This window comes from Mycobacterium sp. SMC-11 (genome assembly GCF_046250095.1).
Taxonomy (GTDB): Bacteria; Actinomycetota; Actinomycetes; order Mycobacteriales; family Mycobacteriaceae; genus Mycobacterium; species Mycobacterium heraklionense_A.
Genome location: NZ_CP176430.1, coordinates 235,452 through 250,508, shown reverse-complemented (window position 1 = coordinate 250,508; position 15,057 = coordinate 235,452). Strand labels below are relative to the sequence as shown.

The following is a 15,057-nucleotide window of genomic DNA, read 5'->3' as shown; positions in this document are numbered from 1 at the left end:
CGACTCAAGTTCTACCGGGTGACGGACCGGCACCAGACCGGCACGCAGCAATCACCACAAGGAGACATCCATGAGCACCCTGACTCTGTGGCAGCGTCCATTCAAGGCCCATTCAAGCCACCCCTTCAGCCCCGCCTTCGACACCGACCGTTGGGTCCGCGACTTTTTCAGCCCGGCCACGGCCAGCGACTGGCGGGCGCCCGCCGCGACCGGATTCCGGCCGGCCGCTGAGATCACCAAGGACGGCGACGACGCGGTGGTGAAGCTCGAACTGCCGGGCATCGACGTCGACAAGGACGTGACGGTCGAACTCGACAGCGGTCACCTGGTGGTGCGCGGCGAACGCCGCGATGAGCACGCCGAGACCGACGCCGACACCAACCGGACACTGCGCGAGGTGCGCTACGGCGCGTTCCGCCGCTCGTTCGCGGTTCCGGCACACGTCACCGGCGAAGCCGTGACGGCGACGTATGACGCCGGCGTACTCACGGTCCGGGTAGCGGGCGTGTACGCGGGCACTCAGCCGCAGTCCATCGCCATCACCAAGTAAGCCGCCTAGACACCGTCCGACCCGAAAACCCCTGCACACGCCCGTGTGTGGGGGTTTTCGGCGTCCAACACGTCATGCGCACAACGTGATCTGTCTCACGTTCCGTTCCTCATGTGATTAGCATCGGGTGAACGTACTGTGATCCGTACCACCCGAGGAGGTCTGGTGTCGAGCACTACCGAACTCGCCGAACTGCACACCCTGATTGGTGACCTGCGGCGTTGCGTGCTGGGGCTGAAGACGCGCTTCGGCGACATCCCTGGAATGCGCCGCATCGAACTGGACGCCGAGCGCATCCTCACCGACGTTCAACTCCTCGAATCCGACGCCGGAGAAATGGACTTGGAGCGCTGGGCGGCCGAGCGGTCGCACGAGAAGATCACCATCCCTGACACCGAATACGACAGCGAATTCTGGCGCGACGTCGACGACGAAGGCGTCGGCGGCCAAGGCAGGTACTGACCCAACACCGGGTGCTGCTTGCGGCCAAGGGGCGCCCTCCGACGAACTGAGCCGAAGGGAACCCCACCAGAATGAGCGCACCCGCCGTGAACCGTCCCGGCGTCTTCTCGGCGACTCGCGCACGGATCGCGAATCGCACGCTGCGCACCGACCGCTGGTGGCTGTCGCCGCTACGGGTGAACCTCGGACTGGACGCGTTCATCATCTACGCGACCATCCGATCGTTCTGGGGCAGCGCCTACTGGGTTGACAAGTACCACTACCTGACGCCGTTCTACTCGCCGTGCATCAGCGCGTCATGCGTGCCCGGCTCAAGCCACCTGGGCGTCTGGTTACCGGAGTTCCCTCGGTGGATTCCCTTGGGGGCATTGGTATTGCCCTTCCTGCTGTGTTTCCGGCTCACCTGCTACTACTACCGGAAGGCCTACTACCGTGCCTTCTGGCAGTCGCCGACGGCCTGCGCGGTCCCTGAACCCCGCGCCCACTACACCGGCGAGACCCGCTTCCCGCTGATCCTGCAGAACAGCCACCGCTACTTCTTCTATGCCGCGTTCGCGCTCGCCGCGCTCAATACCTATGACGCGTTCGCCGCGCTGCACTCCGACGACGGGCCTGGCGGGTTCGGGTTGGGCGTGGGCAACCTCGTGCTGTTCGCGAACGTGGCGATGCTCTGGGCCTATACCGGCGGCTGCCACTCCTGCCGGCACGTCTTCGGCGGTCGCCTCAACCACTTCTCCAAACACCCGGTCCGCTACTGGTTCTGGACGAAGATCAGCTGGTTCAACGGCCGCCACCAGCAGTTCGCCTGGATCACCCTGGGCACGCTGGCGTTCACCGACCTCTACATCGCCCTGGTGTCCAGCGGCGTCATCACCGATTTCCGGTTCGTCGGCTAAGTGCCGCGATCACACGAAGGGTTAGCGAGAATTCATGGTTGAAGTGCAGCGGCACTCCTACGACGTGGTCGTGATCGGTGCCGGGGGCGCTGGCCTGCGCGCGGTGATCGAAGCCCGCGAGCAGGGCCTGAGCGTTGCGGTGGTGTGTAAGTCGCTGTTCGGCAAGGCGCACACCGTGATGGCCGAGGGGGGTTGTGCGGCGTCAATGGGCAACGTCAACTCCAAGGACAATTGGCAGGTGCACTTCCGCGACACCATGCGCGGCGGGAAGTTCCTCAACAACTGGCGGATGGCCGAGTTGCACGCCCGGGAAGCACCCGAACGGGTCTGGGAGCTGGAGACTTACGGTGCGCTGTTCGACCGCACCCCCGACGGAAGGATCAACCAGCGCAACTTCGGCGGTCACACCTATCCGCGGCTGGCCCACGTCGGTGACCGCACCGGCCTGGAGCTGATCCGCACCATGCAACAGAAGGTGGTCTCGCTGCAGCAGGACGACTATGCCGAGTTCGGTGACTACGAGGCCCGGATCAAGATCTTCCACGAGTGCACCATCACCGAACTGCTCAAAGACGAAGCGACCGGGGCTATTTCGGGCGCGTTCGGCTACTGGCGTGAAAGCGGCAACTTCGTGTTGTTCGAAGCGCCGGCCGTGGTGCTGGCCACCGGCGGCATCGGCAAGTCGTTCAAGGTGACGTCGAACTCCTGGGAGTACACCGGCGACGGCCACGCGCTGGCGCTGCGAGCCGGCGCGACGCTGATTAACATGGAGTTCGTCCAGTTCCACCCGACCGGGATGGTGTGGCCGCCCAGCGTGAAGGGGATCCTGGTCACCGAGGGCGTCCGCGGCGACGGCGGAGTGCTCAAGAACTCCGACGGAACCCGGTTCATGTTCGACTACATCCCGCCGGTGTTCAAGGGTCAGTACGCCGAGACCGAGCAAGAGGCCGATCAATGGCTCAAGGACAACGACTCGGCCCGCCGCACCCCGGATCTGCTGCCCCGTGACGAGGTGGCCCGCGCCATCAACTCCGAGGTCAAGGCCGGACGCGGGTCGCCGCACGGCGGGGTGTTCCTCGACATCGCCTCTCGGCTGACGCCCGAGGAGATCAAGCGCCGGCTGCCGTCGATGTACCACCAGTTCATGCAGCTCGCCGAGGTCGACATCACCAAGGACGCAATGGAAGTCGGCCCCACCTGCCACTACGTGATGGGTGGCATCGAAGTCGACCCGGACACCGGCGCGGCAGCGGTACCCGGGCTGTTCGCCGCTGGCGAATGCTCCGGCGGGATGCACGGTTCCAACCGACTGGGCGGCAACTCCTTGTCGGACCTGCTGGTGTTCGGTCGTCGCGCCGGTTTGGGCGCGGCGCAGTACGTGCAGGGGCTGAACGCTCGACCCGCGGTGACACCGGCAGCGCTGGAGGCCGCAGCCGAGCTGGCACTGGCGCCCTTTAACGGTCCGGCCGGCGGCCGCACACCGGAGAACCCCTACACCTTGCACTCCGAGCTGCAACAGTCGATGAACGACCTGGTCGGCATCATCCGCAATGCGGGCGAGCTGGAGCAGGCCCTGGTGCGCCTCGAGGAATTCAAGGCCCGGTTCGCGGCGGTCACCGTCGAGGGCGGCCGGCACTACAACCCGGGATGGCATCTGGCCGTCGACCTGCGCAACATGCTGCTGGTCAGCGAATGCGTGGCCAAAGCCGCGCTGCAGCGCACCGAGAGCCGAGGCGGGCACACCCGCGACGACCACCCGGGGATGGATGCCAATTGGCGCAAGACCCTGCTGGTCTGCCGAGTCGCGGATAGTAGCGCGGTTCCCGACATCACGATCACCCCGGAGCCTCAGACCGGGATGCGCGAGGACCTGCTGGAGCTGTTCGAGCTCTCCGAACTGGAGAAGTACTACACCGACCAAGAGCTGGCGCAACATCCGGGACGGAGAGCGTAATGACACACAACGCCCACCTGCGAGTCTGGCGTGGTGACGTTGACGGCGGTGGACTTGAAGACTTCGAGGTCGAGGTCAACGAGGGCGAGGTGGTGCTCGACGTCATCCATCGCCTGCAGGCCACCCAGACCCCGGATCTGGCGGTGCGCTGGAACTGCAAGGCCGGCAAGTGCGGATCGTGTTCGGCGGAGATCAACGGATTCCCGCGCCTGATGTGTATGACGCGGATGTCGATGTTCGACCCGGCCGAAACGATCACCGTGACCCCGGTGCGGACCTTCCCGGTGGTTCGCGACCTGGTCACCGATGTCTCGTTCAATTACGAGAAGGCCCGCGAGATGCCGGCTTTCAAGCCGCCGGCGGATCTCAAGCCCGGCGAGTATCGGATGCAGCAGGTCGATGTGGAGCGCTCCCAGGAGTTCCGCAAGTGCATCGAATGCTTCCTGTGCCAGAACGTCTGCCACGTCATTCGGGACCACGAGGAGAACAAGCCACGGTTCTCCGGGCCGCGGATGTTCATCCGGCTCGCGGAGTTGGACATGCACCCACTGGACGCCGCCGACCGGCGTGACTTCGCCCAGGACGACGCCGGTCTCGGACTGTGCAACATCACCAAGTGCTGCACCGAAGTCTGTCCGGAGCACATCACGATCACCGACAACGCCATCATCCCGATGAAAGAACGTGTGGTCGGGAACCGCTACGACCCGGTCGTCTGGCTCGGCCGAAAGATCTTCCGCCGCAAGGCCGACTGACGCTAGGTTCCCAAGAACGTCATCGGGTCGTGCAACACCCGGGTGCCGTCATGCAGGCTGTCCAGGGTCGCCATGTCGGCCTCGGACAACTCGAACTCGAACACGTCCAGGTTCGCCGCAACCCGCTCCGGATTCCCGGATCGTGAGATCACCGCGTTGCCACACTGCAGATTCCACCGGATCAAGATCTGCGCCGGTGTTCGCCCGTGGGCGCTCGCCAGTGCCGTCACCGCGGGGTCATCGAGCAGCCGTCCCACGCCCAGCGGGCTGTAGGACTGGGTGACGATGTCCCGGTTGGCATTGACGTCACGGAGTTCGGCCTGGTTGAGCCGGGGATGTAGTTCGATCTGGTTGATCGCCGGAGTCACACCGGTCTCGTCGATCACCTCGGTCAGGTGTTCCTCGGTGAAGTTGCATACCCCGACCGACTGCACCATGCCGGCGTCACGGGCCTCGATCATCGCTTGGAAACTCTCGACGTATTTGCCCAGTTGCGGCGCCGGCCAATGGATGAGGTACATGTCGATGTAGTCCAGCCCGAGCTGTTCCAGGCTGCGTTCGCAGGCCAGTTTGGCAGCCGAGTAGCCCTGATTTGAGGTGCCCAGCTTGGTGCTGACAAACAACTCCGAACGCGGCACACCCGAAGCCTCGATCGCCCGTCCCACCACCGCTTCGTTGCCGTAGGACGCGGCGGTGTCGATGAGCCGGCAACCGCTTTCCAGGGCTGCCAGCACCGATGCCTCAGTCTGCTCGTCGGACAGTTTGGCGACTCCCAGACCCAGCACGGGCATGGCCACCTCGTCATTGAGGGCCACCTGGGGAATCGACATGGAAGTAGCTGCGGCGGATTCCAACTCGAATGAAATCGTCATATCTTCGACCTACACGCTCCGTTACGTTGCCATCACTAGTTACGTGTCAATCAGCCGGGAAACCAGCTGCTAATAGCCAGATTTCATCCATCTGGCGATTGCCGCGCCGATCCGGCCGCGGAAGCTTCAGCGCTTCTGCACGTCCCGTTCTACCGACGCGGCTGAACGGTGGTCAACAGGTGATAGGCAATAAACCGGCCGCGAAGTGAACTCGCTCACAAGAATCCTCGCACGACCCGGCTACTGCGGAATAGCGGCCCAGCCACCTTCACGCTGCAGCATTGCGATCAAGGCATCGGCGACGCCGGGTGCTGCGGCGACGCACACCTCGCCGCCGTCGATCTCCGGGCCGGGCAGCACCACCCGCGCCCCGGCCTCGACCGCGATCAGCGCTCCGGCGGCGTAGTCCCACGGCTTGATCCCATGCTCGTAGTAGGCGTCCAGCCGCCCGGCAGCGACCATGCACAAATCCAGCGCGGCCGATCCGATCCGGCGGACATCGCGCACTTCCGGTAGCAGCCGGGCAAGCAACGCCGCCTGGGTGGCCCGGCGCCGGGGCGAATAGCCGAACCCGGTGCCCAGCAGCGCCAGCGACAGCTCACTGACATCGGTGCAGCGCAGACCGGCGGTTCCCTGCCGGTCGGTTACTCGGGCACCCAATCCGGCCCCGGCAGAATAGATTCGGTCACCGACGACGTCGGCGACCGCGCCGGCCACCGAGACCCCGCCGATCTGCGCTGCCACCGAAACCGCGTAGGCCGGGACGTCGTACATGAAGTTCACCGTGCCGTCGATCGGGTCGACTACCCAGGTGACGACACCCGGTTCAGCACCGGAGGCGTCGCCGGACCCTCCGCCTTCCTCGCCCAGCACCGCATCACCGGGCCGCAGCCGGCTCAGTCGACCTCGGATGAAGCTCTCGGTCTCGGTGTCGACCACGGTCACCGGATCGGTCGGACTGCTTTTCGTCTGGATCAGGCCGGAGGATGACTCGACCCCTTCGGCGCCGAACACCTCAGCGCGTCGACGCCGGACGAAGGCGGCGGCTTCGGCCACCAGTGTCTCGGCGATGGTCCTCAACTGCACGGGGTCGCTACGCACGGGCGCCATCTGCCCATAGCAACACATCGGCGGGGTCATCGCACCCCCGGCACGCTCGCAGCGGCTCGGGCCTTAGCCTCCGAGCCGGCGAAAACCGCTGCGGTGGAATACGATCGGTGCGACCTCCGGATCGACGGTCAATTCGCAGACCCGCAGCACCACGATGGTGTGGTCCCCGGCGGGCACCAGCTGTTCGATCGAGCTGCCCAGCCATACGCCGGTGCCCTTGATGAACACCGCGCCGTCGTTGGTCACGGTCTCTAGTCCGGCGAACCGATCACCGGTCTTAGCGGCCAGGGTGCGCGCCGCGACGTCGTGCGATTCGCCGAGCACACTGATGCCCAGCCGGGGCGAGTCCTTGAGCTTTGGCCATGTCGTCGAGGTGTTCTGCACACAGAAGGACACCAACGGCGGCTCCAGCGAGACCGGCACGAAGGTGCTGGCCGCCAGGCCGACCCGAACGCCATCGATCTCGGCCGCCACCGCCACCACTCCGGACGGGAAATGCCCGAAGGCCTCCCGCAACGACGACGGGGTCAACGGGGTCAAGTTGCTCGCGGAACTCATGTGGGGATTCACCGGGACTCATTCGCCTCGTCTGGTCTGGTCGCCCAGAACCCTACTCGCCGCCCCGCACCTCGGTAGATCGGCCACTAACGGCCCCAATGCGAGCCAGAGACCAACCGGTTGGTTACCCGCTTAAAGGACGTAGCTCACATCAGCTTGCACTATGGCTACTGGCGAGTATATTTCAGGTTACGTTACTGGTGGGTAACTTAAGCCTGAGTACCCAACCACAGGTGGCATTCCATGAGGAGGAAGTAGTGAGCCACTACAAGAGCAATGTCCGTGACCAGGTGTTCAACCTGTTCGAGGTGCTGGGCTTGGACCAGGTCTTCGGCGAAGGCGACTACGCCGACCTGGACGTCGACACCGCTCAAGAGATGCTCGGCGAGATGGTCCGCCTGGCCGAGGGCCCGATCGCGGAGTCCTTCGTCGACGGCGACCGCAACCCGCCGGTGTTCGACCCGGCCACCCACTCGGTGAAGCTGCCCGAGTCCTTCAAGAAGTCGGTGCGCGCCCACCTGGAAGGCGGCTGGGACCGGGTCGGGGTCATCGAGGAGCTCGGCGGCATTCCGATGCCCAAGGTCCTGATGTGGGCCCTGCAGGAGCACATCCTGGGTGCCAACCCGGCGGTGTGGATGTACGGCGGTGGCGCCGGCTTCGCCAACATCTTCTACAACATCGCCACCGACGAGCAGAAGAAGTGGGCCGTCCTCGCCGCCGAGCGTGGCTGGGGTTCGACCATGGTGCTGACCGAGCCGGACGCCGGCTCGGACGTGGGCGCCGGCCGCACCAAGGCCGTCCAGCAAGAGGACGGCTCCTGGCACATCGACGGCGTCAAGCGATTCATCACCTCGGCTGACTCCGACGACCTGTTCGAGAACATCTTCCACCTGGTGCTGGCCCGCCCGGAGGGCGCCAAGCCCGGCACCAAGGGTCTGTCGCTGTTCTTCGTGCCGAAGTTCCTGTTCGACTTCGAGACCGGTGAGCTCGGCGAGCGCAACGGCGCCTTCGTGACCAACGTCGAACACAAGATGGGCCTGAAGGTCTCGGCCACCTGTGAGCTGACCTTCGGTCAGCACGGCGTACCGGCCAAGGGCTGGCTCGTCGGCGAGGTGCACAACGGCATTGCGCAGATGTTCGACGTGATCGAGCAGGCCCGGATGATGGTCGGTACCAAGGCCATCGCGACGCTGTCCACCGGCTACCTCAACGCGCTCGAGTACGCCAAGGAGCGGGTGCAGGGCGCCGACCTCACCCAGATGACCGACAAGTCCGCACCGCGGGTGACCATCACCCACCACCCGGACGTCCGCCGGTCGCTGATGACCCAGAAGGCCTACGCCGAGGGTCTGCGCGCGCTGTACATGTTCACCGCCACCTTCCAGGACGAAGCCGTCGCCAAGGCGCTGCACGGCGTCGATGCCGACCTGGCGGTCAAGATCAACGACCTGATGCTGCCGATCGTCAAGGGTGTCGGCTCCGAGCAGGCCTACGCCAAGCTCACCGAGAGTCTGCAGACCCTGGGCGGCTCGGGCTTCCTGCAGGACTACCCGATCGAGCAGTACATCCGTGACGCCAAGATCGACTCGCTCTACGAGGGCACCACGGCAATTCAGGCGCAGGACTTCTTCTTCCGCAAGATCATCCGTGACAAGGGCGCCGCACTGGGCCACGTCGCGGGCGAGATCGAGACGTTCATCAAGAACGAGACCGGCAACGGACGGCTCAAGGCCGAGCGGGAACTGCTGGCCACCGCGCTGGCCGACGTGCAGGGCATGGCGGCGACGCTGACCGGCTACCTGATGGCCGCGCAGGAGGACATCTCCAGCATCTACAAGGTCGGCCTGGGTTCGGTGCGCTTCCTGATGAGCGTCGGCGACCTGATGATCGGTTGGCTGCTGACCCGCCAGGCCGCGGTGGCAGTGGCGAAGCTCGATGCAGGCGCCGAGGGCGCCGACCGCTCCTTCTACGAGGGCAAGATCGCGGTGGCGTCGTTCTTCACCAAGAACTTCCTGCCGTTGCTGACCAGCACTCGCTCGGTGATCGAGAACATCGACAACGACATCATGGAGCTCGACGAAGCGGCGTTCTAAACGCCAAGCACAGACCGCGCAGGCCCCCGGGGAGACCCCTTGGGGGCCTGCTGCATTTCCGGGGCTGGGCCCGGGCGACGCAGCTTGTCCTGATTTGTGGGATGTATGTCGTAGACGCCACCTGCGCGGGCGGATGACACTGATGGCATGACACGCACCGTCGTCATCCTCGGCTATCCCGGCATCCAGGCGCTGGATGTTTTCGGTCCCGCGGAGGTGTTCGCCACCGCGACGCTCGTCCTACTCGGTCAGGGCCGCAGCGAGGACGGCTACCAGGTCGCGGTGGCCAGCGTCGACGGCGCACCTCTCGCCACCAGCAGCGGCCTGGCTCTTGCACCGAGTCGCCTACCCGAACCGAACACGCCCCTCGACACCCTGGTGCTGCCCGGCGGCGTCGGCGTCGGGGCAGCGCAGGCCGACCCGGAAACCGTCGAATGGGTCCGGCGCGCCTCGGCCCAGGCCCGGCGTGTGGTCAGCGTGTGTACCGGCGCGTTTCTGGCCGCGCAGGCGGGACTGCTCGACGGGTGCCGGGCCACCACACATTGGGCCTTCGCCGACGCGCTGGCCCGCGAGTTCCCGGCGGTCATCGTCGACCCGGAGCCCATCTTCGTGCGCAGTTCGGCGACGGTGTGGACCGCGGCCGGGGTCACCGCCGGTATCGATCTGGCGTTGGCGTTGGTGGAAGAAGACTACGGAACCGAGGTGGCGCAGACCGCGGCCCGCTGGCTGGTGCTCTATCTGCGGCGGCCCGGCGGCCAGTCCCAGTTCGCCGTGCCCGCTTGGCTACCGCGTTCACGTCGCGCGCCGATCCGTGATGTCCAGGAGCTGATCGAGTCCGAACCCGGTGGCCCACACCGAATTACCGAGCTGGCCTCGCGGGCCTCGATGAGCCCCCGGCACTTCACCCGGGTCTTCACCGACGAGGTGGGCATGGCGCCGGGCGCGTACGTCGAGCGGGTGCGCACCGAAGCAGCGCGCCGACAACTCGAGGAGACCGACGACACCGTCGTCGCGATTGCCGGGCGCTGCGGATTCGGCACCGCGGAAACCCTGCGGCGCACCTTCATTCGCCGGCTCGGCATCTCGCCCGATCACTACCGCAAGACCTTCGCCTGAAAGGAAATACCCATGCAGATCGCAATTGTGCTCTACCCCGGATTCACCTCGCTGGACTTCATCGGCCCCTACGAGGTGTTGCGCTGGCTTCCGGATGCTCAGGTGCGCTTCGTGTGGCACGAGCCGGGGCCGATCACCGCAGACTCCGTGTACTGGTGGTCGGGGCAACCCATTCGTTCGACGAAACGCCGTCCCCTGACGTGATTCTGATCCCCGGTGGGATGACGACCATGGAGCATGCCCGTGACGAGACGCTGCTGGACTGGGTCCGTGCCGCCCACCGGACGGCGACGTGGACGGCATCGGTGTGCTCGGGTTCGGTCGTACTGGGCGCCGCCGGCCTGCTCACCGGCAAGCGCGCCACCTCGCACTGGATGGCGCTACCCGCGCTGAAGACGTTCGGCGCCACCGCGGTCGGCGACGAGCGCATCGTGCACGAGGGAGACATCGTCACCTGCGCGGGAGTGTCGGCCGGCATCGATCTCGGGCTGTGGCTGGCCGGCCAGATCGGCGGCGAGGGCCGCGCCAAGGCCATCCAGTTGTCGATGGAATACGACCCGCAGCCGCCGTACGACTCCGGGCACACCTCGAAGGCATCGGTGCAGACCAAGGCGGCGGCCACCGCCCTGATGGCCAGGGAACTCGCGAAGCCGGCCCAATTGAAGGCCAGCGCACTGCTGCTGTGGGATCAGGCGATCGGCGCGGTTCGCAACCGGCGGACCCAAACGGTCCGCCGCTGAATCCCCTCAGTTCAGCGGCGGACCGGGCAGGTTGCTTCGCGCTACCTCCGGGGGCGCGCGGCCACGCGAAGCGAACCGATGTCTCGATTACCCGGCAACGGCGCGCGTCAAACGTGAACGCTTAGCCCGCTGCGCTACCCCTCGAGGATGGCGGCCACGCCCTGGCCGCCGGCGGCGCAGATCGAGATCAGCGCGCGCACCGGCTTGTTCTTCGCGGCCCCCTTCTTGGCGGCCTTGGCTTCAGCGATCTGCTTGGCCGCCTGCGCCACGATCCGCCCACCGGTGGCTGCGAACGGGTGACCCGAAGCCAGCGATGAGCCGTTGACATTGAGCTTGGCCCGGTCGATGGCGCCCAGCGCCGAATCCAGACCCAGCCGGTCCTTGCAGTATTCCTCGGACTCCCACGCCGCCAGGTGGCACAACACCGTGGCGGCGAACGCCTCGTGGATCTCGTAGAAGTCGAAGTCCTGCAGGGTCAGGCCGTTGCGCGCCAGCAGCCGCGGCACCGCGTAGGTCGGGGCCATGAGCAGCCCGTCGGCGCCGTTGACGTAGTCCACCGCGGCCGTCTCGGCGTCGACGAAGTACGCCAGCGGAGTCAGCTTGTGCGCGGCCGCCCACTCCTCGCTGGCCAGCAGCGCCACCGACGCGCCGTCGGTGAGCGGGGTGGAGTTACCCGCGGTCATGGTGGCGTCACCGGCCTTGGCGCCGAACACCGGCTTGAGCGTGGCCAGCTTCTCCGGGCTGGACTGGGGCCGCAGGTTGTCGTCCCGGTAAAGCCCCTGGAACGGCGTCACAAGGTCGTCGAAGAAGCCGCGGTCATAGGCGGCGGCCATGTTGCGGTGACTGGCTGCGGCCAACTCGTCCTGGTCGACCCGCTTGATGCCCATCTGCTTGGTGGTGATGGCCTGATGCTCGCCCATGGAAAGGCCGGTCCGCGATTCTTTGTTGGCCGGGATCTCCACGCCCAGCGCGGCGGGCAGTTTGCCGGCCAGCTTGAGGCGCTGCAGGTTCGACTTCGAGCGTCGCAGCGCGAGCAGCGTGCGGCGCAGTTCGTTGCCGATCGCCAGGGGCGCGTCCGAGGTGGTGTCCACCCCGCCGGCGGCGGCCACCTCGTAGCGACCGGCGGCGATCCCGTCGGCGGCGCAGATCGCCGCCTGCAGCCCGGTGCCGCAGGCCTGCTGCAGGTCGAACGCCTGCGTGTAGGGCGATAGCGCCGAGCCCAGCACCGATTCGCGGATCAGGTTGAAGTCACGGCTGTGCTTGAGCACCGCCCCGCCGATCACCGCGTCCAGCTTCTCGCCGGCCAGGCTGAACCGATCGATGAGGCCGCCCAGCGCCGCGGTGAACATGTCCTGGTTGGACGCGTTCGCGTAGGCACCGTCGGAGCGTGCGAACGGAATGCGATTGCCCCCGAGGACGGCGACACGGCGTCGCGTGCCAGCGGTTGCCTCGGCAGGTTTAGCAGCAGATGCAGATGCCACGATCTCTCGTCTCTGGTGGTGGGCCCCCCGCATTGCCGGGGACCGTCGTGCTGATACTACCCAGTATTCTTACTCTGGAGTAAGTTCGTTGTCGACACCGCGGCCCGCACCAGGCACGTACCCACATGGAAGGCAGCACTATGGCTCCGAAGGCCCCCCGATTCTCCTCGGACCTGTTGTCCCAGATCCTGGGCTCCGCCCCCGGATCGTTCTTGGCCAAGCAGCTCGGCGTTCCGCAGGCCGAGACGCTGCGTCGGTACCGGGTCGGCGAGCCGGCGCTGGCCGGCCCGCTGCTGATCGGCGGGTCGGGCCGGGTGGTCGAGCCGCTGCGGGCCGCACTGGCCGACGACTACGAGCTGGTCGGCGACAACCTGGGCGGCCGGTGGGCCGACTCGTTCGGCGGACTGGTCTTCGACGCCACCGGCATCACCTCACCCGCCGGGTTGACCGCACTGCACGAGTTCTTCACCCCGCTGCTGCGCAACGTGGGCCGCTGCGGCCGGTTGGTCGTCGTCGGCACCACCCCCACGGCCACCGGCAGCGCCGACGAGCAGATCGCCCAGCGCGCCCTGGAGGGCTTCACCCGCTCTTTGGGCAAGGAACTGCAGCGCGGTGCCACCGTGCAGCTGGTGTACCTGTCGCCGGACGCCAAACCTGGGGCCACCGGCCTGGAGTCGACGCTCCGATTCATCCTCTCGGCCCGCTCGGCCTACGTCGACGGCCAGGTGTTCTACGTGGGCGCCGACGACGCGACCGCTCCCGCCGACTGGGATCGGCCGCTGGAGGGCAAGGTCGCGATCATCACCGGCGCGGCGCGCGGCATCGGCGCCACCATCGCCGAGGTCTTTGCCCGTGACGGCGCCAAGGTGGTGGCGATCGATGTGCCGGCCGCCGCCGAGGCGCTGGAGAAGACGGCCTCCCGAGTGGGCGGGACCGCGCTGGCACTGGACGTCACCGCCGACGACGCGGTGGACCAGATCGCCGCGCACCTCGCGGAGCACCATGGCGGCAAGGCCGACGTGCTGGTCAACAACGCCGGTATCACTCGCGACAAGTTGCTGGCCAACATGGATGATGCTCGATGGAACGCAGTTCTGGCTGTCAACCTGCTTGCCCCGCAGCGTCTTACCGAAGGGCTGGTCGAGGGCGGCAGCATCGGCGAAGGCGGCCGGGTGATCGGCCTGTCGTCGATGGCCGGGATCGCGGGTAACCGCGGCCAGACCAACTACGCGGCCACCAAGGCCGGCATGATCGGCCTGACCGAAGCGCTGGCTCCGACGCTGGCCAAGAAGGGCATCACGATCAATGCCGTCGCCCCGGGGTTCATCGAAACCGAGATGACGGCCGCGATCCCGCTGGCCACCCGCGAGGTCGGGCGTCGGCTCAACTCGCTGTTCCAGGGCGGTCAGCCCGTCGACGTCGCCGAGTTGATCGGCTACTTCGCCAGCCCGGCGTCGAATGCGGTCACCGGCAACACCATCCGGGTCTGCGGCCAAGCCATGCTGGGGGCGTGAGTCGCATGTCCCAACCCAGTGGCATGAGAAACATGGTGCGTGCGGTCGCCGGGGCGCTGCCCTTCATTTCGCGCACCCAAACCCTGCCGACCCGGACGCTGCGAGTCGACGAGCTGACCATCGACCCCGACCACGTCGCCGCCTACGCGGCCGTCACCGGGCTGCGCTTCGCAGATCAGGTCCCGCTGACCTACCCCTTCGCGCTGACGTTCCCGACCGTGATGGAGCTGGCGACCGGGTTTGACTTCCCGTTCGCCGCGATGGGTTCGGTGCATACCGAGAACCGGATCACCCGCCACCGCCCGATCGCGGTCACCGACACCGTCGGCGTGACGGTGCGGGCCGAGAACCTGCGGGAGCACCGCAAGGGCCTGCTGGTCGACATCGTCACCGACATCACGGTGGGCAACGACCCGGCCTGGCATCAGGTGACGACGTTCCTGCACCAGCAGCGCACCAGCCTGTCCGACGAGCCGAAGCCGCCGCCCGCCAAGCAGCCCAAGCTGGGCCCGCCCAGCGCGGTGCTGCGAGTGACCCCGGGCCAGATTCGGCGCTACGCGTCGGCCGGCGGCGATCACAACCCGATCCACACCAGCTCGATCGGCGCCAAGCTGTTCGGCTTCCCCACCGCGATCGCGCACGGGATGTTCTCGGCGGCAACGGTTCTGGCCAACATCGAAGGCACGCTTCCGGACGCGGTGGACTACGCCGTGCGGTTCGGCAAGCCGATGCTGCTGCCGGCAAGCCCCGGCCTCTACATCGACAAGGTCGACGGCGGCTGGGATCTGGCGCTGCGCAACGTCGCCAAGGGCTACCCCTACCTGACCGGGGCGGTGCGGGCGCTGTAGTCGGTGCCCCACGAGCACCTCGTAACACCCCCATCAAACTAGTTGACACCGCAACTAATAGCGCTATGCTTTGAGTTAGTTGCTGAGTCAACTAGTTGGGGTGGTTAG

Annotated in this window: 13 protein-coding genes and 1 pseudogene; 10 read left to right on the top strand and 4 right to left on the bottom strand. The window is 66.6% G+C overall.

Going from position 1 to position 15,057, the window contains the following annotated elements; translation table 11 throughout:
- The first annotated feature begins 70 nt into the window (after positions 1-70).
- From ACKY0X_RS01195 to ACKY0X_RS01175, 5 genes are all read left to right on the top strand, one after another.
- Entirely contained in the window at positions 71-550 is a 480-nt protein-coding gene (locus ACKY0X_RS01195; RefSeq protein ID WP_409427972.1) for an Hsp20/alpha crystallin family protein, read from the top strand.
- 165 nt (positions 551-715) lie between these two features.
- Positions 716-1,012 (top strand): hypothetical protein, encoded by a 297-nt coding sequence (locus ACKY0X_RS01190; RefSeq protein WP_046286628.1) that lies wholly within the window; start codon positions 716-718, stop codon positions 1,010-1,012.
- Between the two features lie 71 nt (positions 1,013-1,083).
- Positions 1,084-1,908, top strand: a complete 825-nt coding sequence (locus ACKY0X_RS01185; RefSeq protein WP_409427971.1) for a hypothetical protein — start codon at positions 1,084-1,086, stop codon at positions 1,906-1,908.
- A 34-nt stretch (positions 1,909-1,942) separates the two neighbouring features.
- Positions 1,943-3,862, top strand: coding sequence for a fumarate reductase/succinate dehydrogenase flavoprotein subunit (locus ACKY0X_RS01180; RefSeq protein WP_409427970.1), 1,920 nt, complete (start codon positions 1,943-1,945; stop codon positions 3,860-3,862).
- Positions 3,862-4,617, top strand: coding sequence for a succinate dehydrogenase/fumarate reductase iron-sulfur subunit (locus ACKY0X_RS01175; RefSeq protein ID WP_046286623.1), 756 nt, complete (start codon positions 3,862-3,864; stop codon positions 4,615-4,617). Before ACKY0X_RS01180 ends, ACKY0X_RS01175 begins: the two co-directional genes overlap by 1 nt.
- Positions 4,618-4,619: 2 nt before the next feature.
- On the opposite strand, the gene ACKY0X_RS01170 is transcribed toward ACKY0X_RS01175, so the two are convergent.
- The 3 genes from ACKY0X_RS01170 to ACKY0X_RS01160 form a co-directional block, all read right to left on the bottom strand.
- Entirely contained in the window at positions 4,620-5,489 is an 870-nt protein-coding gene (locus ACKY0X_RS01170) for an aldo/keto reductase (protein WP_409427969.1), read from the bottom strand.
- Between the two features lie 240 nt (positions 5,490-5,729).
- Positions 5,730-6,599, bottom strand: coding sequence for an inositol monophosphatase family protein (locus ACKY0X_RS01165; protein ID WP_409427968.1), 870 nt, complete (start codon positions 6,597-6,599; stop codon positions 5,730-5,732).
- Positions 6,600-6,662: 63 nt separating this feature from the next.
- Entirely contained in the window at positions 6,663-7,157 is a 495-nt protein-coding gene (locus tag ACKY0X_RS01160) for a flavin reductase family protein (RefSeq protein ID WP_409427967.1), read from the bottom strand.
- Positions 7,158-7,414: 257 nt separating this feature from the next.
- Between ACKY0X_RS01160 and ACKY0X_RS01155 the strand changes: the two genes are divergently transcribed.
- The 3 genes and pseudogenes from ACKY0X_RS01155 (at position 7,415) to ACKY0X_RS01145 (ending at position 11,106) form a co-directional block, all read left to right on the top strand.
- Entirely contained in the window at positions 7,415-9,250 is a 1,836-nt protein-coding gene (locus tag ACKY0X_RS01155; protein ID WP_409427966.1) for an acyl-CoA dehydrogenase, read from the top strand.
- A 147-nt stretch (positions 9,251-9,397) separates the two neighbouring features.
- Positions 9,398-10,366 carry a GlxA family transcriptional regulator gene (locus ACKY0X_RS01150; protein WP_409427965.1) on the top strand — a complete coding sequence of 323 codons (969 nt, stop codon included), beginning with the start codon at positions 9,398-9,400 and terminating at the stop codon, positions 10,364-10,366.
- A gap of 12 nt (positions 10,367-10,378) precedes the next feature.
- A pseudogene (locus tag ACKY0X_RS01145) lies at positions 10,379-11,106 on the top strand (DJ-1/PfpI family protein).
- 134 nt (positions 11,107-11,240) lie between these two features.
- On the opposite strand, the gene ACKY0X_RS01140 reads toward ACKY0X_RS01145, so the two are convergent.
- Positions 11,241-12,620, bottom strand: a complete 1,380-nt coding sequence (locus ACKY0X_RS01140; RefSeq protein ID WP_409427964.1) for an acetyl-CoA C-acetyltransferase — start codon at positions 12,618-12,620, stop codon at positions 11,241-11,243.
- A 107-nt stretch (positions 12,621-12,727) separates the two neighbouring features.
- Between ACKY0X_RS01140 and ACKY0X_RS01135 the strand changes: the two genes are divergently transcribed.
- Together ACKY0X_RS01135 and ACKY0X_RS01130 are read left to right on the top strand one after the other, a co-directional pair.
- Positions 12,728-14,101, top strand: a complete 1,374-nt coding sequence (locus ACKY0X_RS01135) for a 3-oxoacyl-ACP reductase (protein WP_409427963.1) — start codon at positions 12,728-12,730, stop codon at positions 14,099-14,101.
- A 5-nt stretch (positions 14,102-14,106) separates the two neighbouring features.
- Positions 14,107-14,949 carry a MaoC/PaaZ C-terminal domain-containing protein gene (locus ACKY0X_RS01130; protein WP_409429771.1) on the top strand — a complete coding sequence of 281 codons (843 nt, stop codon included), beginning with the start codon at positions 14,107-14,109 and terminating at the stop codon, positions 14,947-14,949.
- Positions 14,950-15,057: the final 108 nt, after the last annotated feature.